17 protein-coding genes and 1 pseudogene are annotated in these 24,112 nt (G+C 71.1%); 2 read left to right on the top strand and 16 right to left on the bottom strand.

Annotation, left to right across the window (positions count from 1 at the left end):
• Nucleotide 1: 1 nt before the first annotated feature.
• From SCWH03_RS27305 to SCWH03_RS27280, 6 genes and pseudogenes are all read right to left on the bottom strand, one after another.
• Nucleotides 2-1,036: an NAD-dependent epimerase/dehydratase family protein gene (locus SCWH03_RS27305; RefSeq protein ID WP_254077067.1), complete on the bottom strand. Its 1,035-nt coding sequence runs from the start codon at nucleotides 1,034-1,036 to the stop codon at nucleotides 2-4.
• On the bottom strand, nucleotides 1,033-2,991 hold the full coding sequence (locus SCWH03_RS27300; RefSeq protein ID WP_173267434.1) for a fatty acid CoA ligase family protein: 1,959 nt from the start codon (nucleotides 2,989-2,991) through the stop codon (nucleotides 1,033-1,035). Before SCWH03_RS27300 ends, SCWH03_RS27305 begins: the two co-directional genes overlap by 4 nt.
• Complete coding sequence (locus SCWH03_RS27295; RefSeq protein WP_173267432.1) at nucleotides 2,991-3,938, bottom strand: beta-ketoacyl-[acyl-carrier-protein] synthase family protein; 948 nt, start codon at nucleotides 3,936-3,938, stop codon at nucleotides 2,991-2,993. Before SCWH03_RS27295 ends, SCWH03_RS27300 begins: the two co-directional genes overlap by 1 nt.
• A 1-nt stretch (nucleotide 3,939) precedes the next feature.
• A complete protein-coding gene (locus tag SCWH03_RS27290; protein WP_254077066.1) occupies nucleotides 3,940-4,869 on the bottom strand; it encodes a 3-oxoacyl-ACP synthase III family protein in 930 nt (309 codons plus the stop codon).
• A gap of 584 nt (nucleotides 4,870-5,453) precedes the next feature.
• Nucleotides 5,454-6,048 (bottom strand): annotated as a pseudogene (locus SCWH03_RS27285) (helix-turn-helix transcriptional regulator); the annotation flags it as partial.
• A 181-nt stretch (nucleotides 6,049-6,229) separates the two neighbouring features.
• On the bottom strand, nucleotides 6,230-6,655 hold the full coding sequence (locus SCWH03_RS27280; RefSeq protein ID WP_254077065.1) for a MarR family winged helix-turn-helix transcriptional regulator: 426 nt from the start codon (nucleotides 6,653-6,655) through the stop codon (nucleotides 6,230-6,232).
• An 85-nt stretch (nucleotides 6,656-6,740) separates the two neighbouring features.
• Here SCWH03_RS27280 and SCWH03_RS27275 point away from each other — a divergent pair, with 85 nt between their 5' ends.
• Entirely contained in the window at nucleotides 6,741-8,342 is a 1,602-nt protein-coding gene (locus tag SCWH03_RS27275) for an MFS transporter (RefSeq protein WP_173267428.1), read from the top strand.
• A gap of 247 nt (nucleotides 8,343-8,589) precedes the next feature.
• Here the strand turns inward: SCWH03_RS27275 and SCWH03_RS27270 are convergent, their stop codons facing one another.
• From SCWH03_RS27270 to SCWH03_RS27250, 5 genes are all read right to left on the bottom strand, one after another.
• Nucleotides 8,590-9,282, bottom strand: coding sequence for a helix-turn-helix transcriptional regulator (locus tag SCWH03_RS27270; protein ID WP_254077063.1), 693 nt, complete (start codon nucleotides 9,280-9,282; stop codon nucleotides 8,590-8,592).
• Nucleotides 9,283-9,893: 611 nt separating this feature from the next.
• Nucleotides 9,894-10,046, bottom strand: a complete 153-nt coding sequence (locus tag SCWH03_RS27265; protein WP_173267426.1) for a thiocillin family RiPP — start codon at nucleotides 10,044-10,046, stop codon at nucleotides 9,894-9,896.
• A 789-nt stretch (nucleotides 10,047-10,835) separates the two neighbouring features.
• The gene (locus SCWH03_RS27260; RefSeq protein WP_254077062.1) at nucleotides 10,836-11,462 is read right to left on the bottom strand and encodes an ATP-binding protein; all 627 of its coding nucleotides are present in this window, start codon (nucleotides 11,460-11,462) and stop codon (nucleotides 10,836-10,838) included.
• Nucleotides 11,463-11,992: 530 nt separating this feature from the next.
• Nucleotides 11,993-13,813 carry an FAD-dependent monooxygenase gene (locus tag SCWH03_RS27255; protein ID WP_173267424.1) on the bottom strand — a complete coding sequence of 607 codons (1,821 nt, stop codon included), beginning with the start codon at nucleotides 13,811-13,813 and terminating at the stop codon, nucleotides 11,993-11,995.
• Between the two features lie 131 nt (nucleotides 13,814-13,944).
• Entirely contained in the window at nucleotides 13,945-14,988 is a 1,044-nt protein-coding gene (locus SCWH03_RS27250) for a methyltransferase (RefSeq protein WP_173267422.1), read from the bottom strand.
• A gap of 393 nt (nucleotides 14,989-15,381) precedes the next feature.
• On the opposite strand from SCWH03_RS27250, the gene SCWH03_RS27245 reads away from it, so the two are divergent.
• Complete coding sequence (locus SCWH03_RS27245) at nucleotides 15,382-15,807, top strand: DUF6069 family protein (RefSeq protein ID WP_173267420.1); 426 nt, start codon at nucleotides 15,382-15,384, stop codon at nucleotides 15,805-15,807.
• Between the two features lie 46 nt (nucleotides 15,808-15,853).
• Here SCWH03_RS27245 and SCWH03_RS27240 read toward each other — a convergent pair whose 3' ends face one another.
• The 5 genes from SCWH03_RS27240 to SCWH03_RS27220 all read right to left on the bottom strand — a co-directional run.
• Nucleotides 15,854-16,861, bottom strand: a complete 1,008-nt coding sequence (locus SCWH03_RS27240; protein WP_173267418.1) for a beta-ketoacyl-ACP synthase III — start codon at nucleotides 16,859-16,861, stop codon at nucleotides 15,854-15,856.
• Between the two features lie 407 nt (nucleotides 16,862-17,268).
• On the bottom strand, nucleotides 17,269-17,961 hold the full coding sequence (locus tag SCWH03_RS27235; protein WP_254077061.1) for a helix-turn-helix transcriptional regulator: 693 nt from the start codon (nucleotides 17,959-17,961) through the stop codon (nucleotides 17,269-17,271).
• Nucleotides 17,962-18,829: 868 nt separating this feature from the next.
• Nucleotides 18,830-19,219: a hypothetical protein gene (locus tag SCWH03_RS27230; protein WP_173267416.1), complete on the bottom strand. Its 390-nt coding sequence runs from the start codon at nucleotides 19,217-19,219 to the stop codon at nucleotides 18,830-18,832.
• Between the two features lie 155 nt (nucleotides 19,220-19,374).
• Nucleotides 19,375-21,045, bottom strand: a complete 1,671-nt coding sequence (locus tag SCWH03_RS27225; protein WP_254077060.1) for a 3-hydroxyacyl-CoA dehydrogenase family protein — start codon at nucleotides 21,043-21,045, stop codon at nucleotides 19,375-19,377.
• A gap of 59 nt (nucleotides 21,046-21,104) precedes the next feature.
• Nucleotides 21,105-24,112 (bottom strand): type I polyketide synthase (locus tag SCWH03_RS27220; protein ID WP_173267414.1); only part of this gene is annotated, 3,008 nt, incomplete at its 5' end.

Raw genomic sequence — 24,112 nt, 5'->3', positions numbered from 1 at the left:
ATCACTGCACCTTTCTGATGAACTCGCCGACGCCGCCGATGCTGTCGACCCATGCCTCCAGCCGGGCCATGCCCGTGTCGTGGTCGACCACGGGGGACGCCAGATCGCGCCGCGCCGCCGAGGTGTCGTAGGTCGCGGAGCGGGTGAGCAGCGCCAGGGTGTACCGGGACAGCGGCGGTGAGGAGTGCCTGGCCAGCGGCGGCAGTTTCCAGATCGTGTCCGCGGTGAAGGCGAGCGCCCGCAGCAGGGTGGCGGACACCTGCCGGGTCGGCGGTGTCGCGCCGAACCGCTCGGCGAGGAGGGCGAGCGTGCTCCAGATCTCCACCGGTTCCTCGTCGGCGATGAAGTATGCCCGGCCGCCGACGCCGTCGGCACGTGCCGCCCGGACGGCGGCGTCGGCGGCGTTGTCGCAGTAGCACAGCGAGGCGTACACCGGTCTGCCGCCTGAGAGGTCGGGCAGACTTCCCGCCGCCATCTTCGCGATCAGGCGAGGCATGAACCCGGAGTGGTCACGGGGGCCCCATACGGCGCGCGGACGCAGTGCCACGGTGGTGAAGTCCGTGCGGTCGGCGGCCAGGACCAGGCGTTCGGCGGCGGCCTTGGTCTCCGAGTAGAGGTTGAGGTGGCGTGCGGGGAACGGCTCGTCCTCGGCGATGTCGAGCCGGTCGCCGCCGCGTACTGCCATCAGCGCGCTCGGACTGCTGATGAACACCAGGCGCCGTGCACCCGCGCTGCGGGCCGCGGACAGCAGACGGGCGGTGCCGGCGACGTTCTCATCGTGGAACTGGGCCCGTGTACCGCGGTCGGTGACGCGGGCCGCGCTGTGGTGTACGACGTCGATGCCCTGCGTGGCCCGGCGCAGCGCGGCCGCGTCGCGCAGATCCCCGTAGGCGAACTCGACACCGGGGACGGTGCGCAGATGGCTCAGATCGCTGCCCGGGCGGACGAGGACCCGCACGTCGTCCCCGGCGCGTACACATGCGTCGACGATATGGCCGCCCAGGAACCCCGAGGCGCCGGTGACCAGTGCCTTCACGCGGCCACCTCCGGTGCGCCGGTGCGCCGGTGCCACCACGTCGCACCGAACGCCATCGTGAGACCGGCCGTCGCCCAGGGGCCGCGTCCGGTGGCGCTCTCCCGCTCCGCGCGCAGCGCGGCGGGTATCTGGAGCGCATGGACCACGACACTCAGAAAGGCGTCCAGCCACCACAAAGCCGTCAGCGCCGGATGGTCCCAGGGCAGCAGCGGCCAGGCAGCGAGATACGCCCATCCCAGCAGGGGAACGGCGCGCAGTGCCAGAAGTGCGGCAGTGGGACGCCGGCTGCGGGTGAGGCGGTTCTCGGCCCAGCCCGCCAGCAGTTCCCGGCGTATCTTCGCGTTGTGGCGGATGTCCACGGGAAAGCCGGGGTGCGGCAGGAAGTCGTCGATGGCCTTGGTCGTCGGGTTCGCCGCGCCCAGGGCGCGCAGCTCGTCCTCGATCCGGGGCCAGTCTTCGGGCGCGGTTCCCGGCGCGAGCTCCACACACAGTACGGGCCGCTGTCCGCCGTGCCGGCCGAAGCCCACAAGCGCCGTGCGCCGTACCCGTGGATGGGCGTTGAAGACGCCTTCGCAGCGGACCGTGTGCAGGTCGCCGCCCGCGGCGGCGACGCGGTGGCTCTTGCGTCCGCAGAACCAGATGCGTCCCTCGTCGTCGATCCATCCGACGTCGCCTGTTCGGTGCCAGCGGCGCCCACCGTCCTGGATCTTGTGTCCGGCATCGGTACGGGGCGACCGGAAGTAGCGTGGGCTCACCGCCGCCCCGCTGACCACGATCTCGCCGATCTCGCCGTCGGCCAAGGGAAGTTCGGGACTCCAGTGGCTGATGGGCTCGTCGCGGACCGGGATGATGCGGACCGAGGCGCCGGGGGCGGGCCGCCCCACGCAGGCACCGAGGCCGGCGGCCGGGCCGTGGGCCGGGCCGGCCAGGGCCTCCCTGCTCTCGACGAGTGCCATCGGCAGTGCCTCGGTCGAGCCGTAGGTGCTGAACACCCGCGCCTCGTGGGGCAGTACGGCTCGCAGGGCACGCATCAGTTCCGGGCTCACCGGAGCGCCCCCGGAGACGACCAGGCGCAGGGACGGCACCGGGGTCCCGGTGCGCGCAAGATGGGCCGACAGCGGTCCCAGCAGGGCCGGGGATCCGAACATGGCGTTCACGCCGAAGCGCCGGATCGCATCGGTGAGCGAGGCGGGGTCGGCGGCCGCGACCCGGCCCATGTTCATCCTCGGCACCACCACGGTACGGCCACCGGCGAGATCGAAGACCCCCATGAGCGGCATGGTGACCAGAGTGCTGGTGATGTCGGGGGTGAAATGGCCCGCCTCGACGCCGTCCGCCATGCCCCGCAGCATGCCGACCGTGATCTCGACGGGCTTGGCCGGCCCGGTGCTGCCGGTGGTGTAGCCGATCAGCGCGAGGTCGTCGGGGCGGGATTCCGGTGCGGGAGGTTGTCCCACGGCCGCGCCGAGGGCTGCCAGCTCCTCGAGCCCTTCACCGTTCGCCCTTACCCTGACCAGGCTCTTCACTCCGGCGAAGGCGCGGGGGCGCAGGCGTCGCAGGAGGTGTGCGGACGGTACGCCGATGAGCGCCTGGACTCCCACCCGGCGGATGCACTCCAGCATGCGGGCCAGTCCCATGCCGGGGTCCACGACCACCGGCACCGCGCCGGTGCGCATCAGCGCGAAGACCAGGGTGAGCAGCTCGGCGCCGGGGGGGACGAGCAGGGCCGTACGGGTCCCGCGGCCGATGCCGCGGGAGCCGAGGGCGGCGGCACATGCGGTGACGCGGGCGGCGAACTCGGCGTAGGTGAGCGAGGTGTAGCCGGTGGGGCCGGCCTTGGCCGGCCGGGCGGCGGAATGGACGACGGCTGCCCTGTCGGGTGTTTCGGCGGCATGCCGGGCGAGCAGTTCGGGCAGGGTTGCGCCCGGCGGCAGTCCGGTCGTGGTCGAGGACATCAGTGAGCCGCTCCTTCGGGAGCGCCGTCCAGGCGGTAGATCGAGGCAGCCGAGGTGAGGCCCGCGCCGACGGCGAGGAAGAGGATCCGGTCGTGGCCTGCGAGCCGGCCGGCTTCCAGGGCCTGCCGGTAGCCGTAGGTGAGGGCGGAGGTGTGCGGGTCGCCTTCGAGCCCTTCGACGGTGACGGCGGCATCGGATGCCAGACCGAGGCGCCGGGAGAGGTGCGAGGCGAAGTCCGGCGACGGCTGGGAGGTGACGAGCAGCGTCTTCTCCAGAGCCGCCGGCACCTCGGCCGGGTCCACGCCGTATTCCGCCGCCAGCAGGCCGTTCACCGAGTCGACGGCGAGTTCGAGCATGCGCCCGAGGGCGCGGTCCTCGCGGTCGACGGTGATGGTGTTGCGTCCTTCGGAGCCGGCATCGCGCAGCGGGAGATAGCCGTTGATCCCGTGGGTGCCGGACGATGACCGGTGGTGCACCCGGCCGAAGCCCCGGGCGTCTTCGCCGCGTTCGAGCAGCATGGCCGCGCCCGTGCTGGCGTAGGGGAACTCGGCGGTGCCCGCCTTCGCGGGGTCCATGGAGGGGTGGGTGTCGGCCGAGACCACGAGCACCCGGCGGGCGCTGCCGGTGGCCAGCAGCGCACCCGCGGCCTGGACGGCGTTGAGTATGCCGCAGGCGCCGTTCATCAGGTCGAAGGAGAACGCGGCGTGCCTGTCCGCGGTGTGCAGGTAGTCGAGGTTGATGCCGATGCGCTTCTGGATGAGCGCGGCGACGGAGGGCTCGGAGACGTTGGAATCGCGGTAGACGCCGACGTTGATGAGAACGTCGGCATCCGAGGGCGTGAGGCCCGCCTGACGCAGGCATGCGGTGCCGGCGGACGCCGCGTAGCCGATCGCGCTGCCGGAGCCGTCGGCCGGGCTGAGCGCGGTGGAGGCGATGACGGTGGCCATGTCATACCTTCAGCGAGGAGACGGTAGCGGACAGGAAGCCGGTCACCACGCCGGAGGCGGCGGGGACCAGGAGGATCTTCGATCCCTCGGGTATGCGGCGCTCCGCCAGCGCCTGGTGCAGCACCAGGTAGTGGGAGGTCGTCGCGGTGTTGGCGAATTCCCGGACGACGGAGAGCGACTGGGGCATCGGCGCCTCCAGGATGCTTTCGCCGACGTCGTTCATGAAGTCGATGAAGCGGCTGCCGACCTGGTGCTGGACGACGAAGTCGTACCCTTCGTCGGAGAACCGCCGGCCGTCGTCGGCCAGTCGGTCGCGCTGGAAGGCAGGCCACAGGGAGAGCCGGTCCTTGGCGTGCATCTCCTTGTTGTTGGTGTACATGGCCAGATCGCCGGTGTCGTCACTCGGCATGCCGAGGCACAGGTGGGCGTACTCCGCGCAGGTCATCAGCTCGATGTCGTGGATGACGTCGGCTTCGTCGGCGGCGCGGTCGACGATCACGGCCACGGCGGAGTCCCCGACGGAGAGGGAGGCGAACTGCGGCTCCCGGCTGTCCCGCATCTCGCGCGCGGCCGTGAAGGCGATGGGGGTGATGTGCTCTCCGCTGAGCACCAGGCCGTTGCGGACCTCGCCCGAGCGGATCATCCGGTCCAGCAGATAGACACCCGTCATCATGCCCGCGCAGGCGTTGGACACGTCGAAGCGCACGGCCCCGCCCGCGCCGAGTTCGCCGGCGATGCGGTGGGCGAACGAAGGTTCGAACTGGTGGCGCCTGCCGTCGGTCGTGCGGCTGATGGAGCAGGAGATCACGATGTCGATCTCGTCGGCGGTGTAGCGCGAGTGGCCGAGGCAGTCGCGGGCTGCCGCGACCGCCATGGTGAGGCAGTCCTCCGGGGTGCCGGTGGTGTCGTCCGCGACCCGGCGCTCTGCCATTCCCGTGATCCTGAAAAGGTCGGGTTCAGACTCGCATTCCATGCGAGTGAGGAGTTCGGAGGTAGTCATGACCGTCGAGGGAAGATATGCCCCGATGGATTCTAAGCGACTGCTGTACACAAATATCTCCTGATGGTCTTTCGATCGCGTGGCGCACCGTCGGAGCAGGGGCGAAAACGACGTCAGAGAATTTCTGTACGTGCGAGGTTCGCATGCGGTGAATTTGTCGATACATTCTGGTTACACGCCCGGTCGAGCACAGTCCGGCCCGCGCAGGGCCCGCGACATCGGTGCGCTGCATGTCGACGCTATCGCACATTTCCGGGTGGTCCCGCACAGGGAGCCTGTGACGATTACCACTCGCCGTCGACGGTGGGTTACTGTAGGTTACGGACGAGAGTCGGGACATGGACTGCCGCTCGCGGTGCCGGTGAACGCGGCGAAGCCGGTCCAGCGGAATTCGACACTCCCCTGCGGACTCACTGAACCGCATGGCCGAATTTCGCCCAGAAAAGCGGTACGGGTATCAACAATGGGCAGGGAAACCGGGTCTCAGAAGTCGGTCGGCGCGCAGGGGCAAGCGGTCATCGCAGATGTGTTCCGGGCGTGTGCCCGAAGGCGCGGCGGAAGATTTCGATGAAGGCGGTGGCCGACGGCCATCCGCACTGGTTCGCCACCTGGGTCACGGGTGTCCGCTCGGCCAGCAGGACCAGGGCGCGGTGCAGGCGCGGCCGGGTGCGCCACTGGGGGCAGGTCAGCCCCAGGTCGCGGGCGAACAGGCGGGAGAGTGTACGCTCGCCCGCCCCGGTCTCACGTCCCAGTCGGGCCAGCGTGCGGCCGTCCGCGGGGTCTGCGCCCAGAAGGCCGCTGACTCCGCGCAGCAGCGGGCTGGCCGGGGTGGGCAGATGCGGGGCTGCAGCACCGAGATCCGCAGCTGATCGAGCAGGACCGCGCGCAGCCGGGTCCGCTGAGGGCTGCCGCCGTCCTCGGTGCGGATGTACTCGATGATCGGCTCGCGCAGCAGCGGGCCCACCGAGGGCACCGCGGGTGCGTCGGGGCCCAGCGGGTTCTCCCGCACGGGCAGCCCACCAGGCGTAGTTCGAAGTCGCCGTGCGCCTGGTGGGCGTGGACGGTACCGGCCGGGACCCAGATGGCGCGCGTCGCCGGGGCGCCCCAGGAAAAGGGGAGTGACGTGCCGGAGCACGTAGGATCCGGGCGCCCATCCCCGGCCTCGCAGCGAACTCTCCCCTGCGGCCCGCCATAGGCTCGGACCGTCGGTAGGGGCCCGCCGGCGTCGTGCCCCGGGCCCCCACCGACGGCGGCGGCGGCAGCGGGCAGCGAGCGCGCGCCCTGCCCCTCGTCACGGCGGGAAGACGGCCGTCAGCAGCCGGTAGAGCTCGGTGCGCTGCCTGTCGGACAGTCCGTCCAGGCCGGTCCGCACCTGCTCCATGCGCTCGCGAATCGCGTCGATCGCCTGCTCGCCGTCCTCGGTGAGCACCAGGCACTTCACTCTGCGGTCGGTGGAGCTGGCCTCACGGCGCACCAGACCGCGCTTCTCCAACCGGTCGATGATTCCGGTCACGTTGGAGGCGTCGCACGTCAGGGCGTCTGCGAGTGAGCGCATCGACGCAGGCGCACCGCGCAGCACCGTGAGGGTCTTGGCCTGCATGGCCGTGAGGCCGGCGCGCGCTGCGGCACCGGAGAAGTCCGCGTAGTGCGCGCTGAGTGAACGGGCGAGCAGCTCCTGGAGCTGCCGCTTGGTCGGAGGAGGGAGGTAGTCCTGCACGATGGGCAGGGTAGCCCCGAAAGCTTGACTACATCAACCATTGACGACTATCTTCACTCCGGTTACTTGATGACATCAAATAACCATGTGTTCAATCATTGATGATCGCCACCGGCATCGCCGGCCCGTGCGGGAGTGCGCGCCGACGGCCGGTCCCACCGGAAAGAAGTACGTGGCTACCTCACCCCCCGGCGCGCGCAAGCGACGCGGCCTCGTCCCGGCCCTCGGCCTCGCCGCCATGATCGTGTCGATGATGCAGACGCTGGTCGTACCCGTCCTCGGCATGATCCAGAACGATCTGGACACGACAACAGCCGAGGTCAGCTGGGTCACCACGGCGACGCTGCTGTCCGCCGCGGTCTTCACCCCGCTCTTCGGCCGCTTCGGCGACCAGTACGGCACGAAGCCGACCCTGGTCGGGGTGCTGGTCCTGATGATCGCCGGATCCGTCCTGGCCGCCGCCACCAGCTCCCTCGTCCTCCTCATCCTCGCGCGCGTACTCCAGGGCGCCGCCACCGCCATCTTCCCCCTCGCGCTGACCGTCCTGCGCCAGGAGGTCGAGCCGGCGCGACTGCCCGGCGCCATGTCCCTGGTCAGCGGCACGCTGGCGTTCGGCAGCGGCCTCGCGCTGGCCGGAGCGGGACTTCTCACCCAGGGAGCCGACCCCGACTACCACCGGGTCTTCTGGCTGGCCACCGCACTGGCCGTCGTCGCCCTCGCGGCGGTCCTCGTCGCCGTGCCCGCCTCCGGGAAGCGGACCGGAGGACGCACCGACTGGCTCGGCGCCGCCGCGCTCGCCCTGATGCTCGTCCAGCTGCTGCTACCGATCTCACAGGGACACGCATGGGGATGGACCTCCGCACCCACGCTCGCGCTGTTCGCCGGGGCCGCCGTCACCACCGTCGCCTGGGTCGTCATCGAGCGGACGGTCCGAGAGCCCATGGTCGATATGCGCATGTTCGTCCACCGTCCGGTGCTGTTCTCCAACATCGCAGGACTCCTCGTCGGATTCGCCCTGTTCTTCCTTTTCATCGGTGTCTCCTACCTCGTGCAGACACCCGCAGACATCGCCGGCTACGGCTTCGGAGCCTCCGTGCTCCAGGCCTCCGTGGTGTACCTGCTGCCCGCCGCACTCGTCTCGCTCGTCGGTTCCCAGTTCGGCGGAACGCTGGTTCGCCGTATCGGCGCGCCCGGCACCCTCGCCGCCAGCGCCTGCCTCGGCCTGATCGGATTCGCCTGGCTGGCCCTCGCACGCGACAGCACCCCCTCGGTGATCGCGGCCGGGGCGCTTGTCGGCCTCGCCGCCAGCTTCGGCTACGCCGCGATGCCCGCCCTGATCGTCATGGGCGTTCCGCCCCACCAGACCGGCATCGCCAACGGGATCAACTCCATCTCCCGCTCGGCGGGCAGCGCCATCGGCAGCGCCGCCATCACCTCGCTGCTCGCCTCGCAGACGATCGACGCCCTGCCACCGGGAGTACCCGCGCTGCCCACCGACAGCCGGTACACCCTGAGCTTCGCCCTCGCCGGTCTCGCCTTCGCCCTCGTACTCCTCGCGGCCATGGCCCTGACCACCAGCCGGTTTCCGTCACGGCCGTCCTCCGTGCCGGGCGCCGCGGAGCCGACTGCCGAAGGGGCCCCGGTCATGTCCCCCGGCGGTGCGCCCCGGGCTGAGGCTCTTCCGTGACCGAAGGCTGCACCGGGCCACCGATCCGCCGCCCCTCCACAGGGCGCCCCTGACCAAGGGCCCGACCGGCATCGGGCCGGGCGAAGCGGTCCGGACGGCTTCGGTGGAGTTCTCCCGCCGCCGGTGGCGCCGGGTGGTCGCCGATGCCGGTCGCCCCGACCGCGCACCGCCTCCTCTCGCGGGTGGCGGTGCGGGATCTCTCCCCTGTCCGCCGGTGAGAGCGTCCCCGGTCAGGCTCGCCCGGGGGTCACTTGACGAAGTCGGGTGACACCTTCGGGGGCCAGCTCCCCACTGTCAGGACACCCAGGCTGTAGGCCCTGCTGACGAGCGCGGCGCGGTTGGGCGCCTTGAGCTTCTTGAGCATCGTCCCCACGTGGTACTCGACGCCCTGCCTGCTGAGGAACAGACGTGAGGCGAGGCACACCGTGGACTCGCCGCCCGCGATGCCCTCCAGGATGCGGGCACCGATCTCGCTGAGGATGCGGTTGCGGTCCACCACGACCGCATCGGCCGGCTCCGTCTGCTCCGGGTTCACCAGCACCACGAACCCCACGAGTTCACGGCACTGACTGTGCACGGCGATGCCGGCGATCTCCCCGGTGAACACCGTCCGCCGGGGTCCGACACCGGCCAGGTGCTCGACGAAGCGCTCGCGGCGGCCTTCGAGGAGACGGGTGAACTGCCTGCGCATCGGAGCGTGCACACCCGGATGCAGCAACTCGTAGAAGCTGCTGCCGATCAGGCTCTCACGGGAAGTGCCGAACTGCCCGACGAACTCGTCGCTCGCCTCGACCAGGCACATCTGAAGGTCGAGGCCCGCCAGGAGCAGACCGGACCGGTCGAGGAGCGTCCTGAACACGTCCACTTCGGGCGTGTCGGAGGCCGTTGCCGGACCGACGAACCGGCCCATCTCGAGAAAGCCAGCGGCGGCACTATGCATCGAAGCTGTCCTCACGTGAGTGTGGTTCGAGGTAACCCGACCCGGTTCCCCGGGCCTTCGGAGAGCGGCGCGAGGCCTCCCGCGGCGGGGTGTTGTCCCGCGCGGTTCCCGACCGCCTCACGCACCGCCGCGAGTTCATTCCGGTGGACGGCGACCGCTGCCCGCTCGGGAACCGCGTCCGACCGGCCGGGCGGGGATCCGTCGCGGCCTGGGCAGGGGTGGACGCGGATTCGTACTCGGTCGCTGCGCAGAGCGGGCCCGACCGCCTTCGCGATGACCGGGTCCGTGTCATGAGGGCCTTCCCGTCCCCGAGGACGGGCAGTGCCGGGGCCGTAGGCGCATCGGGACAGCCGGCGTCGAACAGGTCACCGTGGTGTCTGACGCCGTCGGCGAGGACGCGGACGGTCCGTCCGACCGGCCTCCGCGGCGATCGCGCCGCCGGACCGCGTTCGGACGCCGGGGAGGCGGGAGACTCCCCCGAAGGCACACGCAGGCGGCTCCGTGGTGAAGCGTGGACGGAAGTACCGGGACGCGGGTCCGGCTCCGGAGGGATCAAGCCGACGCTGGGGACCGGCCACCCGCCCGACCGCCGGCCGCTCCCGCCCGGCCGGTCAGCCGCAGCCGACCGTGCCGATGGTCCCTGCGGTGCCTCCCGCAGTGCTCACCGACGATCCGGTGCCGACCGTGGAACTCGGCGATTGAGCGTCGGCAAGCACCTCGATCTCGGGTGCTTCCTGTTCAAGGCGCAGGTCGACATCGTTCATGTACCGACTCCTTCACATGGGTTGACGTGGTGGAGTACGCGGTGCACCGTGAGGGCCCCCGAGCCGCCCGGAACTCCGTCATGGCCGTATCCAAACTCAGACGCGGGGGACCGGTCATCACCCGCTACAGATGAAAAGCACCATGGGATCGCCCTCCGACGGGTGACGTCGCAGGCCGGAGACACCCCGGCGGCATCACCCCCCGACGGCCCGCGGCACCGGCTCCCCGGCACTCGCACCCGTAGCGGCCCGTTGCGACATGCGCGACGACCTGCGCGCCCTCGCCGTCTGCGGCGCAGGATCGGCTGCTCCGGGGTCCCCGGGCGGATACCGGCAGTGGCTGCGGAGGGGGAGAGAGAGCGGCACCCGCTCGGAGCGGGCGGCACACTCACAGGCCTTCCCGCTCCGCCGCTCCCGCGGTTCCGCTGGGTATCTGCCGGGTCACAGCGACCTGCCTTCTCGATCAGATTCCGGACCGCGCTTCCGCGCGGGCGGCTGCCGGACGGCAACGCAGGACAGTACACAAGCCGCGCCCCGGCCCGGACAAGAGGGAGCGGCGGGGCGTCACACTCGTGTAAGAAACGCGCCGTTCTTCGGCCACGTGGCGTCTTCTACGTCAGAACCGGTCAATGGGCAGCAGTCGACGGGCTCAGCACGGTTCGGAGCGGGTGGGGGTGCGTTGCCGCGTACTGGAGCGGCGACGGCAGACGGGCGACGACCGGCACGAGGCGGCCCTGCTGCGCTGCGGCTCTGCGGCTTCGGTGATGGGTGCGGGACGTCGTCCCGGGGTCAGGCGATCGCGGGGAGGGTGGCCTGGAGTTGGAACCAGGTCGTCTTGCCGGTGGCGGTGCGGCAGCTGCCCCAGGTGTCGGCGAGTGCGTCGAGAAGGCCGATGCCCCGGCCGCCTTCGGCCCAGCTGTCCGCGCGGCAGGCGGCCAGGCGCTCGGCCGGGCCGGCCGCGGGGCCGGCGCCGTCGGTGTCCTCGACCTCGCAGCACAGGCACCCGTCGTGGATGCGGAGGTTGAGCCGCAGGGGACCGCGTGTGTGGCGTACGGAGTTGGTGACCAGTTCGCTGATGAGGAGTTCGGCGGTCTCCGCCAGGTCGGGCAGGTCCCGCAGACCCCAGATCTCGAGTTGCGCGGCGGCCAGGTGCCGGGCCCGGCGGACCGAGGCCGGCTCCCGGCTGAGGGGCCAGGAGGACTCGCGGTCGGTGGCACGGGCGCGGGGGGATTCCAGCGGCCGCAGGGGCTGTGTCATGCGGGACCAGAGTGCTGCCTGGCGTGCGGCGAAGGACACGGGCGGGTTGGCGGGACCGGAGCCGGCGGCCGGCAGCACCCGTCCAGGTTTCGGCACGAGACGGCGCAGGCGCAGGCGGGCACGGGAGTACACGAGGCGGCCGATGGCGTCAGAGGCCATGGGGATCAGTCCTTTCCGAGCTGCCGGCTCGGCGCTCGGTACGGCATTGAGCGAGCGGGAGGGGTCTGGTCGCGCCGGTTCCCCGGAGCCGATGACGCGGTTGCGGGCTCGAAGGAGGTGACCGGGTCGGAGCGCTGTGCGGTGCCTCGTAGGCAAGAGAACTGTAGCGTGCACTACACTAAACACCGGGCAAAGGGAAAATATAGGATAAGTAAGGCCATCGGCCCGCAGATGGCTGAGCGGCCCCACCCCACCCCACCCCGGACAGTCCCCTCGCGCTCCCGCGGCGCGCAGCCTCTCGAACGCGGGCTCCGCCCCGCCCGCCCGGCCGTCCGGGAGCCGAGCCCGCTCCGCAGACTCCGGGAGATCAGACCCGAAGGGCCGGCGGTCGTGTCCCGCAGAGCGATGCAGCGGCGGGAGCCACCGACGCCTGCCGGGGACTGCCACCCTGCTCCCCGCGTCGTCCCGGCGATGCGGAACGTGACCCGCGACTTCGCCCGGTCGGCGCTCGGCGGGACAGGATCGGCCCGTCAGCCGGCGATGTCGAGGATCTGCCTCAGGACGGCCGTCAGGTGCGCTTCGGGATCCGGCGATGCGCCGGGCGAGCGCCAAGCCACGAAGCGGTCCGGGCGGACCAGCACCGCCCCCTCAGGGCCGACCCCACGCCGGTCGATCCAGGCGGACCGGGGATCCACGTAGTCGCCCGCGGTGTGCTCGACGCACACCGTGTCCAGCGGCACGTCGAGCCGCTCGGCCGCTCTCAGCGCGGCCGCCCTCCACACCTCTCCCCCGCTGCCTGTGACCAAGAGGAACGCACCCGGACCGACCAGGTCCATCAGCGCCACCCGAGTGCCCGCGGGGTCCTCGAGCCAGGCATGGGGCAGAGGCTGCCCCGGACGTGTCCCGGGCCGGTACACCCGCACCGGGTCGGGGTTGTCGGGCGGCGGAGTGCCGTCGCCGACGACGGCGGACGTCACATCGTAGGCGTAGCCGTACTCCAGGTTGAGCGCGTCGAACTCCATCGACTGCGAAGCCGTGGCCCGCCGTGCCACGGCCCGGAAGGCGGCGTCGTCCGGATCCGTGCCCCACAGCCTGCGCAGGGTCGACCAGTTGGCCTCGGGGTCGCTGCCCGGGCCCATGCCCAGGGTCTGCAGGGCCAGCAGATGGTTGACGGCGCTGTTCACCGAGTGCTGGACGTTGGCCACCGCCACCCGCTTGCGCTCGTCCTCGTAGGTGTCCAGGAGACCGTCCCCGGCTCGGCCGGCGAGCACCGCGGCGATCTTCCAGGCGAGGTTGTGTGCGTCCTGCACCGCGGAGTTCAGCCCGAACCCGCCGGTCGGCGGGAACCGGTGGGCGGCGTCCCCGAGCAGCAGGACGCGCCCTTCACGGAACCTTTCGGCCACCACGCCCTCCACCGTCCACCGGGTGACCCGGTGGACGGTCAGGGGGTGATCATCGATGCCCAGGGCGGTACGCACGTGCTTGACGGCACTCTCGTCGTCCAGGCCTGCGCCGTCGGCGGCCTGTCCGAAGTGGACGACCCATTCCTCCGAGTGCGGACCCCAGCGATCGGGCCCCACGGGGACGAGTGAGACGCCGACGCCCGACTCGGGCAGCCAGAACCAGCGCAGCAGTACCTCGGGGTCGTCCATCCACCGGGACAGGTCGGCGCTCAGATGGACGGAGACCATACGGGCGATGTCGGGGGCGCCCTGGAGGCCGATGCCCAGAGCGGGACCCACCCTCCTGCCGCCGTCGCAGGCGAGCAGGTAGCGGGCCCGGACGTGCCGGGTGGCACCCGTGTCCGGATCGGTGATCTCCGCCCTTACCCCGCTGTCGTCCTGCTCGACGGCGGTGACCTCCTGACCGAAGCGGAGACAGCCCGGCGCGAGTTCCTCGGCGTGCGCCCTCAGCAGGGGCTCCAGATGGAACTGGGCCAGGTTGGTGGTGCGGCAGGCACTCGCCGCGGACCAGGCGGGATCGGCGCCGCCGGCGCCCCACGCCTCGATCCGGGCGCAGCGGCGCCCGTGGTCCGGGGCTTTGCCCGCCAGGCCGGCGTACCAGCCGACATGCGACATGTGCTCGGGCGGGGTGCCGCGGCGGTACACGGCGTCCGCCAGGCCAACGCCTCGGAAGATCTCCATGGTGCGCTGGTTGAGCAGGTGCGCCTTGGGCAGCGTGGAGGTGGTCGGGGCGGAGTTGACGAGTTCGTGGACCACACCGAGTCGGGAGAGCAGGAGGGAAGCGGTCAGCCCGGCCGCGCCGCCTCCGACGATCAGTACCGGTGTCTCGGTGTCCGTGGCTGACCGGTCGTTGGGTGCTTCGCGGTGGGGGGCGGATGCGTCGGGCACGGGGCCTCCGGGGAACACGGCAGCCCGGCCGGAGCCGGGAGCCGGGGGTGGGAGATCAGGGCCTGCGGAGCGGAGGTTGCGCAGAGGTGCGGCAGCCGGGGGCGGAGCGTCTCGGGCGCACCCCGCGGTTCTCAACCGGCGGGCTTGTACGCGATGACGGCACCGTTGGCGCCGGCCGCTTCCACGCGGACCACCTCGGGGGAGATGAAGCCCGTTTCGCCCAGCCAGGCCGTGTACTCGGCCTCCGAGTAGTTCTGGCCACCGGTGTGCGACATCAGCATGTTCATACCCATCAGGGCCGCCTCGGCCGGTCCGGTGCGCTCGGCGTTGAGGAGCAGCTCGCAGATCAGGACCGCGCCTCCCGCGGGCAGCGCATCGAAGCACTTGCGCAGCAGCTCCCGGTTGGAGCGCTCGTCGCCACAGTGCAGGACCTGGCTCAGCAGGATCGCGTCGTGGCCGCCGGGCAGGGCCGCGTCCCGGGAGAAGTCGCCGGCGAAGGTGCCGATGGCCGACTCCAGTCCGGCTTCCTTGATCCGCTCGCTCGCGATGGCGCAGACATGGGGCAGCTCGTAGACCGTCGCCGTCAGGGAGGGGTACTGGCTGCACAGTTCGATGGGGAAGCCGCCGGACCCGCCGCCCACATCCAGCAGGCTGCGGAACCCGGAGAAGTCGTAGGCGCGCCCCAGGGCGTGCGCGCTGAACCCCGCCACCGCGTGCATGGCGTTCCAGAAGAAGTCCATCAGGAAACGGTCCTCGGCGGAGTCGAAGACATTGTCCTGCCTGTCGGAATCCAAGAACACCGGCCGGTCGGCCCGCAGGGCATGCACCACGTTCTGCCACCCCGGGTACATGGCGTGGTTGTAGAACTGGAGGTAGCCGCCGAAGAAGTACGGCCGGCCCTCTACCAGGAACTCCTCGGCGACCGGTGCGTTGCGGTACCCGTCCCCTTCCTTGTGGAGGAGTTCGAGGGCGACCAGCGCGGCGGCCAGCACCCGGGCCGGGCGCTCCCCGAGGCCGATGAGTTCGGCGAACTCGGCCCCGGTCACGGTGCGTCCGTCGGCAAGCTTGGTGAACACGTCCAACTCGACGGCGGCGGCGAAGGTCTTGAAACTCATGAACCCGTTGGTGAGCGTCAGAAGCGGGAGTTGCGACGGCCTGGAACGCGTCTCGTCCATGGTGGGTCTCCTCGTGGTCTGCGGCCGGGGCGCCAGGTGGCTCGCGTCCGACGGGTTCACCCTGCACCGCAGCCGTCCCCGGCGCGCCCCAGGTCATGACATCGCACGTCCTGCACATGACACGCCAAGGCTACGGGCGGGCTGCTAGTGCTTCCCCTAGGGCGCGCGGCGGACGCAGAGCGGGGGCGAGCACGAGGGGTCCGGGTATCGCCTGCGCGCACCGCGCCACTTCGGCGGCCCTGTCCCGCCGGGCCTGCGCCTCGCCGGGGTAGGGACCACGCGAAGCGCGCAGCGCCCACCGGGCGGTGTCTCCCGGTGGGCGTTCTTGCCGTACGCCAGGTGCGCCGCTCCTATCGTCGGCAGGGAACATCCGGGCAACCGCACGGGAGTGTGATGACCGTGGAGAGGGTCAACCGCGGCAAAGCCGTGCTGGGCACCGTCGCAGCGGCCGCGCTGGGCAGTGCCGGCAACGCCGTGGTGTCGTGGGCGGCGCAGGCTCTGGGCTCGGATGACGGGGCGGTCGAGGGGCTGCAAGCCAAGGGATACGTGGTGGTCACCACCGTCAGCGTGATCGTGGCCGCGGTGGTGTGGGCGCGGATCCGCAGGCGCTCCCGCCGTCCTCGCGCCGTGCTGCGCACACTGGTGCCGGCCGTGGTCGGGGTGTCCCTTCTCGCCGACATACCGGTGTTCTTCTTCGACGGCGCCGATCCGCTGGGTGTGCTCGCGCTCATGTTCATGCACGTGCTGGTCGCCGTGATCGCCGTGCCGATCTTCCACCGCGTCATGCCTCTTCCGGACGAGAGGGCCGTCGCCGTCTGATCGCCGTTCGTCAAAGGGCCGAGGGGTGCCCGCCCCTTGGGCCCTCCTACTGCTCTTCCGGGAGGCCGGTCCCGGGCCAGCGCAGCGATGTGGAACCCCAGGTGAGGCCGCCCCCGAAAGCGGTCAACAGGACCCGGTGCCCGGCTCTCAGCTCCCCGTCGCGCACCGCGTGGTCAAGGGCGAGCGGAATGGACGCGGCGGAGGTGTTGCCCACGCGGGCGATGTTCGACACGAAACGCTCGCGGTCCATTCCCAGTTCCGCGGCCACCGCGTCGAGGATGCGGGCGTTGGCCTGGTGCGCCACGACACGGTCCACATCGGACGTCCGCAGCCCCGCCTTGTCCAGTGCGGACTGCGAGGATCCCGCCATCCGAGCGACGGCATTGCCGAAGACCGCGCGTCCATCCATCTTGAAGTACTGGTCACCGCGATCGGGAGGCGTCCGGGAGGACCGCTGGCGTGAGCCGCCCCCGGGCACGGTGATGAGGTCCGCGAGTTCGCCGTCGCTGCCGAGGTCGAACGGGCCCAGCGCGCCCGGCTCTTCCGGATCGCCCGCGCGCAGCAGCACCGCGCCCGCTCCGTCGCCGAAGATCACGGAGGAGGTGCGGTCCTCGGGGTCGAGGATCGTGGAGTAGGCGTCCGCACCGATCACCAGCAGCGACTCGAGGATTCCGGACGCGATCAGGCCGGCACCGGTCGCGAGGCCGTAGACGAACCCCGTACAGACGGCCGCGAGGTCGAAGGCGGGTACGGCGCCGAGACCGAGACGGAACGCGACCTCGGGTGCCGTGGCGGGGCACGGCCGGTCGGGTGTGGTGGTCGCCAGCAGCACACCACCCGCGGCCGGCACGCCCGCCGAGCGCAGGGCCCGCCGGGCCGCTTCGACGGCAAGATCCGATGTCGCCGTGCCGGGGTCGACCACGTGCCGGGAGGTGACGCCGATACGGCTGCGGATCCACTCGTCCGTGGTGTCGAGCCTGCGGGTCAGCTCATGGTTGGTGACCACTCGAGGCGGGAGCCATGATCCGAGCCCCGCGACTACGGCTGCCGGCATTCTCGTCCTTCCTCACGGGTTGGTCTCCCGCGGCGCTGTCGGCAGCGAGCGGCTGGGAAGCCTCGGCGACGCTGTGGCGCGTGGCGGACTCCGCCCGCAGGCCGGCGCTGAAGCGGGTGGGAAAGCCGCCTGCGGCGAAGCACTCCGATTCGGCGGCGGATGGCGCCGGCTCGGTTCGGGTCGAGGGCCGCTTCGGGTGCGTGGCGCACAAGGCGTTCCCGATAGGAGTGGTCGGTGAGTAGGGGGAGGCCGGGCACGGCCCGGCCGGGGTGGGTGAACGGTGGACTCCGTGCCGGGACTCCGCGTCGGGACTCCTCGGCCGAGCGGTGGCTCGGGCGGCGGTCGCGCTTCGGTGTCCGGGGCGGGAGGGCCAGCGCCGGTCTCCCGGTCAGGCTCGCCCGGGGGGGTCACTTGACGAAGTCGGGTGACACCTTCGGGGGCCAGCTCCCCACTGTCAGGACACCCAGGCTGTAGGCCCTGCTGACGAGCGCGGCGCGGTTGGGCGCCTTGAGCTTCTTGAGCATCGTCCCCACATGGTACTCGACGCCCTGCCTGCTGAGGAACAGACGTGAGGCGAGGCACACCGTGGACTCACCGCCCGCGATGCCCTCCAGGATGCGGGCACCGATCTCGCTGAGGATGCGGTTGCGGTCCACCACGACCGCATCGGCCGGCTCCGTCTGCTCCGGGTTCACCAGCACCACGAACCCCACGAGTTCACGGCACTGACTGTGCACGGCGATGCCCGTGATCTCCCCGGTGAACACCGTCCGCCGGGGTCCGACACCGGCCAGGTGCTCGACGAAGCGCTCGCGGCGGCCTTCGAGGAGACGGGTGAACTGCCTGCGCATCGGAGCGTGCACACCCGGGTGTAACAGTTCGTAGAAGCTGCCGCCGATCAGGCTCTCACGGGAGCTGCCGAACTGCCCGACGAACTCGTCGCTCGCCTCGACCAGGCACATCTGAAGGTCGAGGCCCGCCAGGAGCAGACCGGACCGGTCGAGGAGCGTCCTGAACACGTCCACTTCGGGCGTGTCGGAGGCCGTTGCCGGACCGACGAACCGGCCCATCTCGAGAAAGCCAGCGGCGGCACTATGCATCGTAGCTGTCCTCACGTGAGTGTGGTTCGAGGTAAGCCAACCCGCCTCCCCGGCAGGCAAAGGAAGCCCCTCCGGCGAGGGAATTCGAGGAATCTCACCAGACTTGATCGTATGGAAATTCAGATCGGACGGTCAATGAACCTACCCAATCATTTACGTCGTCCCCCGGGGCATGCAGACATGGAGTGTCGTGGACATACAGGAAAAAGCGACCATTCAATGGGAGTGGGCAGGTCGCCAGCGTCCGCGGCACGACGAACCCGCCGGGCCACAGGGACAGCCGGTACCGGAGCGCGTGCGAGGCCACACGCCAGGTGGCGGCGGCCACCGAAGCCCAGGAGGTCGTCCACCGATCCGATTCGGCCACGGCGCACCCCGATTGCGGACCATTGACGCGGGCCGAAGTGAAATCTGCGGAAACTACGCGCGAAGACCGGGCCGGCCGCCAAGGCCGGGGATCGGTGAACCGGGCATGAGCGCGTGAAGTCCGATTGTTGCGCACTTGCCGCTGGAGACCGGAATTCTGTGGATCCACCCGGAGGGAACGCGGTCGCGGAGTGGCGGGATGCGGGATACTCCCGACAAGACACCACTTACGGCGATCCGCCATACCCCGGCCGGCAGCTGCGCCCGGCGGTCCCGCCCGCGGGCCCCGGCCCTCGGCCCGGCAAGCGGCTCGGCGAGTGGCTCGGACGACGTGGTCTGAGCAACGAGCCACGTCCCGGCCCACCGGATACCGGTGACCCGACCTCTGCCACGGACACCACTCGCGGCCTCTCGGCCTTGCTGCACCTCCCCGCATCCTTCTGCGGCGGCAAGCGCCTCATCGGCCTCGCCCCAAGGGGTGGCGAGGCGAGCGCCCGCCCCGTCACTCCGTACCGAACTGCCGGGCCGAGCCCGCCAATCGCGCCAGCACAAGCTGGTACAACCCGGGCCTGCCGGAGATAAACGCCAACTCGAAGCGGTCCAGGAAGTCGACGAGTTCCTCGCAGACCGACTCGGACCCCTCGGTCAGCGCCGGTGCCAGGCCCGCTGCGACGGTATGCGCGGTCTTGTCGTAGATGATGAGCTCGGGCATCCCGTCGGCGAAATACCCGCACGCCGTGGCAACCGGGGAGGCGCTGTCGTCGAGGAACCCCACCACGTCCCAGACGCCGTCCGTCGCACCCGAAATGGCCAACCGGGCGGCCAACTCGGATCCGGTGACGAAGGTGACCCGATGGCCTCGGAGGGCGAGTTCCTCGATCAGCGCCAGCATGGGCAGTTCCTGCCCGTGTTCAGGGTCGGCTAAGACCGCGACGTGCCGTCCGCCCCCGGACGCCTCCGGCTCCATGACGTCCCCACCACCTCTCATAGGGCGATGACCGCCCTGCACGCACTGTCCCCCAGCTTAGTCCGGGCCACGCGCACATCTCACTCCATTTGTCCGGCCATTCGAAACCCGCGCCGATTCTTGCGGCCCAAGTGGCCTGCGGCGACCAGTTGCCGCAGCGGCTCCGCCGGGGCGCCCTGAAAGGGAGTGAGCATGTCCATGATAGCCAGCGACACATCGAGTCCGATCGTGTCGAGCAGGGTGAACGGCCCCATCGGGAACGGGTATGCGGTGGTGACCGCGGTGTCGACCTCGGCCACGGTGACATCGGTGCGGGCGAGCAGGCGCACGGCGTCATCGAGGTACGGGAACAGCAGGAAGTTCACGATGAAACCGGTGCGGTCCGCACAGTCGACGGCCGTCTTGCGCAGCCGTGCCACCAGTGCATGCGCGGTGGCGTGTACGTCGGGGTCGGTATGGCGGGTGCTCACCACCTCGACGAGCCGCATCACCGGCGCGGGGTTGAAGAAGTGCAGGCCGATCACGTCGCGGGGCCGGCCGGTGTGCTCGGCGCAGTCGGTGACGGACAGGCTGGAGGTGGTCGTGGCGATGACCGCTCCGGGACGGAGGTGCGCGTCGACCGCACGCAACACACCGGACTTGACGCTCATGTCCTCGGCGACCGCCTCGACGACGACGTCGCAGTCCGCGAGGCCGGTGTAGCCGGCACCCGCGGTGAGCCGGGCGAGGATACCGAGGCGGTCCTCCTCCGTGATGCGCCCCTTCCTCACGGACCGGGCCAGCGACCCGGCCACGGCGTCCCGGGCCGCCTCGGCCTTGTCGACCGTGCGGGCGACGAGAGTGGTGGGGATGCCGGCGACGGCCAGGACCTCGGCGATACCGCGCGCCATGGTGCCGGAGCCGACCACGCCCGCTCGCGTGATCTCCCGCGGCGTGCCGGTGACGGAGGTGACGCGGTCGGCCGGCACTCGGGCACCGGCGCCGTCGTACCGGTGGAAGCCGTGACCGGTCTTCCGGCCCAGGCGTCCCTCGGTCACCATCCGCTCCAGCAGACCGGCGGGTGGGACACCGAGCACCGTGAGCGCGTTGCGGACCGTGTCCAGTCCGATCAGGTCGAGGAGCTCGAACGGGCCCCGCCCCAGACCGCATCCGAGTCTCATCGCGGTGTCGATCTCCTCTACACCCGCGTAGCCCTCGGCCGCCAGGGCGACAGTGCGGTTCATCCAGGCGTAGACCAGCGCGGTGGCAACCTCAAACGGCCGGCCGGCCAGGGCGACGGGTTCGGTGCCGGCCAACTGCGCGGCGCGGCGGGCCAGCTCGATCGTCCGTCCTTGCGCCATGGCGGTCTCCACCACGATCGCGGTGTGTGCCTCGGGCGGGGGCAGGGAGAAGCGCAGTCCGGCGACGCGGTCCGGAGCTCCCGAAGCGATCGCGAGTTCGGGCACCGAGAAGGTGGAGGCGGTGGTCAGCAGGACCGTATCGGGCGCGCACCGCTGCACCAGCCGGCCGAGCACGGCCTCCTTGGTCATCCGGTCCTCCGGCACAGCCTCGATCACGATGTCGGCGGGCTTGAGATCGGCCGGATCATTGCCGAGGGCGAGCAGCGGATGCCCCAGACGGCCCCCGACGCGGGCGACCACGTTCGCGTCACGGTCGACGCCGATCACCTCCGCGCCGTTGCCGGCGAACGCGCGGGCCAGCCCCTCGCCCAGCGAGCCGAGTCCCAGTATGCCGATCACGGGTTTCGTCATTGGCGTCGTGCTCCTCACATAGGAAGCCGGGCCGGTCGGCCGGCCCGGCGTTCGATCGGCTACAGCCCGAGCTCGGTGTCGAGCATCGCGAACATCTCGTCGTCGGACGCCGACTCCAGATCGATCTCGGTCTCGCCGGCGTCACCGCTGCCCATTTCCGCCCACTTGGTGCGCAGAACATCGAGACGGCCGGCTATCTGCTGGTGGAGCCGCTCATCGAGGGCGGCGCCCGCGTTCGTGAACACCGCCTCGATCCGGTCGAGTTCGGCGAGCAACGCCGGGGCCGCCCCGGCGGGTTCGCCGAGATTCAGCTCCGAGCTCAGCAGCTCGACCAGGTCGCCGGGCGTCGGGTAGTCGAAGACCAGCGTGGCGGGCAGACGCAGACCGGTGACGCCGGCGAGGCGGTTGCGCAGTTCCACCGCGGTGAGGGAGTCGAAGCCCAGTTCCTGGAACTGGCGCGCGGGCTCGACCTCCTCGCCGTCGGCGTGGCCCAGCACTTCGGCGACCTGATCACGGATGATCTCCAGCAGAGCGGCGCTCCGCCCGTCCGCCGTGAGCCCGGAGAGACGGCGTACCAGGGAGTCCGCAGTCTCCTGGCCGGCGACGGCGCGCTTGGCCCTCGTACGGACGAGACCCCGCAGGAGCGGAGCCGGCTCGCCCAGGTCCCGCAGGAGCGCCAGGTCAAGGCGGACCGGCATCAGGACCGGCAGGCCGGTACCGATCGCCGCGTCGAAAAGCCGTACGCCCTCCTCCTCGGTGATCGCGGGCAGACCGCCCCGGGCCATGCGTGCCGCCTCCTGTGCGGTGATCATCCCGGTGTCCCAGGCGCCCCAGGCCAGCGAGACGGCGGGGAGCCCCTCGGCCCGGCGCCTGGCGGCGAGGGCGTCGAGGAAGGCGTTGCCCGCCGCGTAGTTGGCCTGCCCGGGGTTGCCGAGCGTGCCAGCGATCGAGGAGAACAGCACGAAGTGGTCCAGGTCTTGCGCGAGTTCATGGAGGAACCACGCGGCGTCTGCCTTGGGCTGGAGCACCGGGTCGATGCGGTCGAGTGTCAGTTGCTCGACCGTGCCGTCGTCGAGCACGCCGGCGGCGTGGACGATGGAGCGGACCGGGTACCGCGTCAGGAGCGATGCCAGCTCATCGCGGTCGGCGATGTCGCAGGCGACGACCGAGACGGTCGCGCCGGCCGCTTCCAGTTCGCTGACATCGGCCTCTCCCCTGCGAGAGGCCAGTACCAGTTCGGTGACGCCGTGGCTGTCGACCAGGTGCCGGGCGATGATCCGGCCAAGCGCACCGGTGCCGCCGGTGATGAGCACGGGGCCCGTCCACCCCTGCGCCTCTTGCGCTTCTTGCGCCTCTTGCGCCTCTTGCGCCTCTCGCGTTGCCTGCGGCTGCTGGGCCGCTTGTGCCTCCTGCGGTCGCTGGGCGGGAGCCAGCCGGCCGGCCAGCACCTCACCGTCGCGAATGACCACCTGCGGCTCCTCGACCGCGACGGCCTGGCGCAGCACGGCGAGCGACGAGCGGCGGTCGTCGATGTCGAGGAGGCCGAAGCGGCCGGGATGTTCGGACTGCGCCACACGCACCATGCCCCACACTGCGGCACCGACCACGTCCGGGAGGTCCCCCTCCGCCGCGGCGACGGCGCCGCGAGTAGCGAACACCAGCCGTCCGGACCGTTCAGCCGTCAGCCACTCCTGGATGTTCACCAGCGCGTCCGAGACCGCCGCGTGAGCGGAGTCCACGACATCGGCGGATTGTGCGACGACCTCGACGAGTACCACGTCCGCGTCCGCGGCGGCGACATCCGGATGGACCCGGCCGCCGACGAAGCCGTCGGCGAGACCGAAGACGTCCTCGCCCGCCACCGCCACCGGTTCGTCGAGGGCGTTGTTCGCCGCGATCGGTGTCCAGGTCAGTGTGAACAGCGAGTCTCGCCCGGCACCGGCGGCCGCCGGCTGCTGCCCGGAGACCTCCCGCACCACCAGCGACCGCACCTGAGCGACGGGGGCGCCGAACGGGTCCGCGAGGGCGATCTCCAGCATCCCGGTCTCGTCACGGTCCACTCGTACCCGCACCGATGCGGCGCCGGTGGCGTGCAGCGAGACGCCTTCCCACGAGAAGGGCAGGCCCGCGGGACCGCCGCCCTCACCGCCGCCCTCACCGCCACCGAGCAGCGCCGTGTGGAGGGTGGCGTCGAGCAGCGCCGGGTGCAGACCGAACGCGCCCGGTTCGGTTTCCTCGGGCAGGGAGACCTCGGCATACACGGTGCCGCCCTCGCGCCATGCCCGCCGCAGACCACGGAACGCCGGCCCGTACGCGAAGCCGGCCTCGGCGAATCGCTCGTACACGCCGTCGAGGTCGACGGCTCCGGCACCGGCAGGCGGCCACTCGGTGGTGCCGAGGGCGGGAGCGGACGGGGTGGTCGGGCCGCCCGCGGCGAGGACACCGATGGCGTTCTCGGTCCACGGCAGATCCGAATCCTCCGGCCGCGAGTAGACCGTCACCTCGCGCCGCCCGTCGCCGTCGGGGCTGCCGACGGCGACCTGGAGCTGTATGCCGCCCCGGCCGGGAAGCTCCAGCGGCGCCGCCATCGTCAGCTCTTCCACCGTGTCGCAGCCGGCCTCGTCGCCGGCCCGCAGCGCCAGCTCGACCAGCGCGGCACCGGGCACCAGAATCCGATCCATGATCACGTGGTCGGCGAGCCAGGGATGGGTACGCAGGGAGATCCTGCTGGTGAAGACGACGCCTTCGCCGTCGGCGAGTTCGACGGCGGCGCCGAGCAGCGGGTGTCCGATGGAGTCGAGTCCGGCGGCCCTGACGTCGCTGTTGCCTTCGGCGGCCTTCGGCCAGTAGGGGTGTCGTTCGAAGGGGTAGGTGGGCAGGTCGATGTGTGTGCCGCCGGGGTAGAACGATGTCCAGTCGATATCGGCGCCGCGGACATGGAGCCCGGCGAGCGCGGTCAGTACGGCCGTCTCCTCCGGCCCGTCCCCCCGCAGCAGCGGGACCGCCACCGCCGACGCGTCCGCACCCTCCCCGGCGACCAGCGCGGACAGCGCACCACCCGGACCGA

It is taken from the genome of Streptomyces pacificus (assembly GCF_011766325.1).
In the GTDB taxonomy this organism is placed as follows: domain Bacteria; phylum Actinomycetota; class Actinomycetes; order Streptomycetales; family Streptomycetaceae; genus Streptomyces; species Streptomyces pacificus.
Note: the sequence above shows the minus strand (reverse complement) of the source record. Positions and strands in the feature narration are given on the sequence as shown.

Bases quoted from the DNA above. Each gene is read 5' to 3' on its own strand.
- SCWH03_RS27270 (WP_254077063.1), bottom strand. From the start codon at position 9,282: ATGCATAGTGCCGCCGCTGGCTTTCTCGAGATGGGCCGGTTCGTCGGT.
- SCWH03_RS27240 (WP_173267418.1), bottom strand. From the start codon at position 16,861: ATGCCGGCAGCCGTAGTCGCGGGGCTCGGATCATGGCTCCCGCCTCGA.
- SCWH03_RS27275 (WP_173267428.1), top strand. From the start codon at position 6,741: ATGTGTTCAATCATTGATGATCGCCACCGGCATCGCCGGCCCGTGCGG.
- SCWH03_RS27290 (WP_254077066.1), bottom strand. From the start codon at position 4,869: ATGGCAGAGCGCCGGGTCGCGGACGACACCACCGGCACCCCGGAGGAC.
- SCWH03_RS27295 (WP_173267432.1), bottom strand. From the start codon at position 3,938: ATGGCCACCGTCATCGCCTCCACCGCGCTCAGCCCGGCCGACGGCTCC.
- SCWH03_RS27235 (WP_254077061.1), bottom strand. From the start codon at position 17,961: ATGCATAGTGCCGCCGCTGGCTTTCTCGAGATGGGCCGGTTCGTCGGT.
- SCWH03_RS27225 (WP_254077060.1), bottom strand. From the start codon at position 21,045: ATGACGAAACCCGTGATCGGCATACTGGGACTCGGCTCGCTGGGCGAG.
- SCWH03_RS27265 (WP_173267426.1), bottom strand. From the start codon at position 10,046: ATGAACGATGTCGACCTGCGCCTTGAACAGGAAGCACCCGAGATCGAG.
- SCWH03_RS27245 (WP_173267420.1), top strand. From the start codon at position 15,382: ATGACCGTGGAGAGGGTCAACCGCGGCAAAGCCGTGCTGGGCACCGTC.
- SCWH03_RS27230 (WP_173267416.1), bottom strand. From the start codon at position 19,219: ATGCTGGCGCTGATCGAGGAACTCGCCCTCCGAGGCCATCGGGTCACC.
- SCWH03_RS27260 (WP_254077062.1), bottom strand. From the start codon at position 11,462: ATGGCCTCTGACGCCATCGGCCGCCTCGTGTACTCCCGTGCCCGCCTG.
- SCWH03_RS27300 (WP_173267434.1), bottom strand. From the start codon at position 2,991: ATGTCCTCGACCACGACCGGACTGCCGCCGGGCGCAACCCTGCCCGAA.
- SCWH03_RS27250 (WP_173267422.1), bottom strand. From the start codon at position 14,988: ATGGACGAGACGCGTTCCAGGCCGTCGCAACTCCCGCTTCTGACGCTC.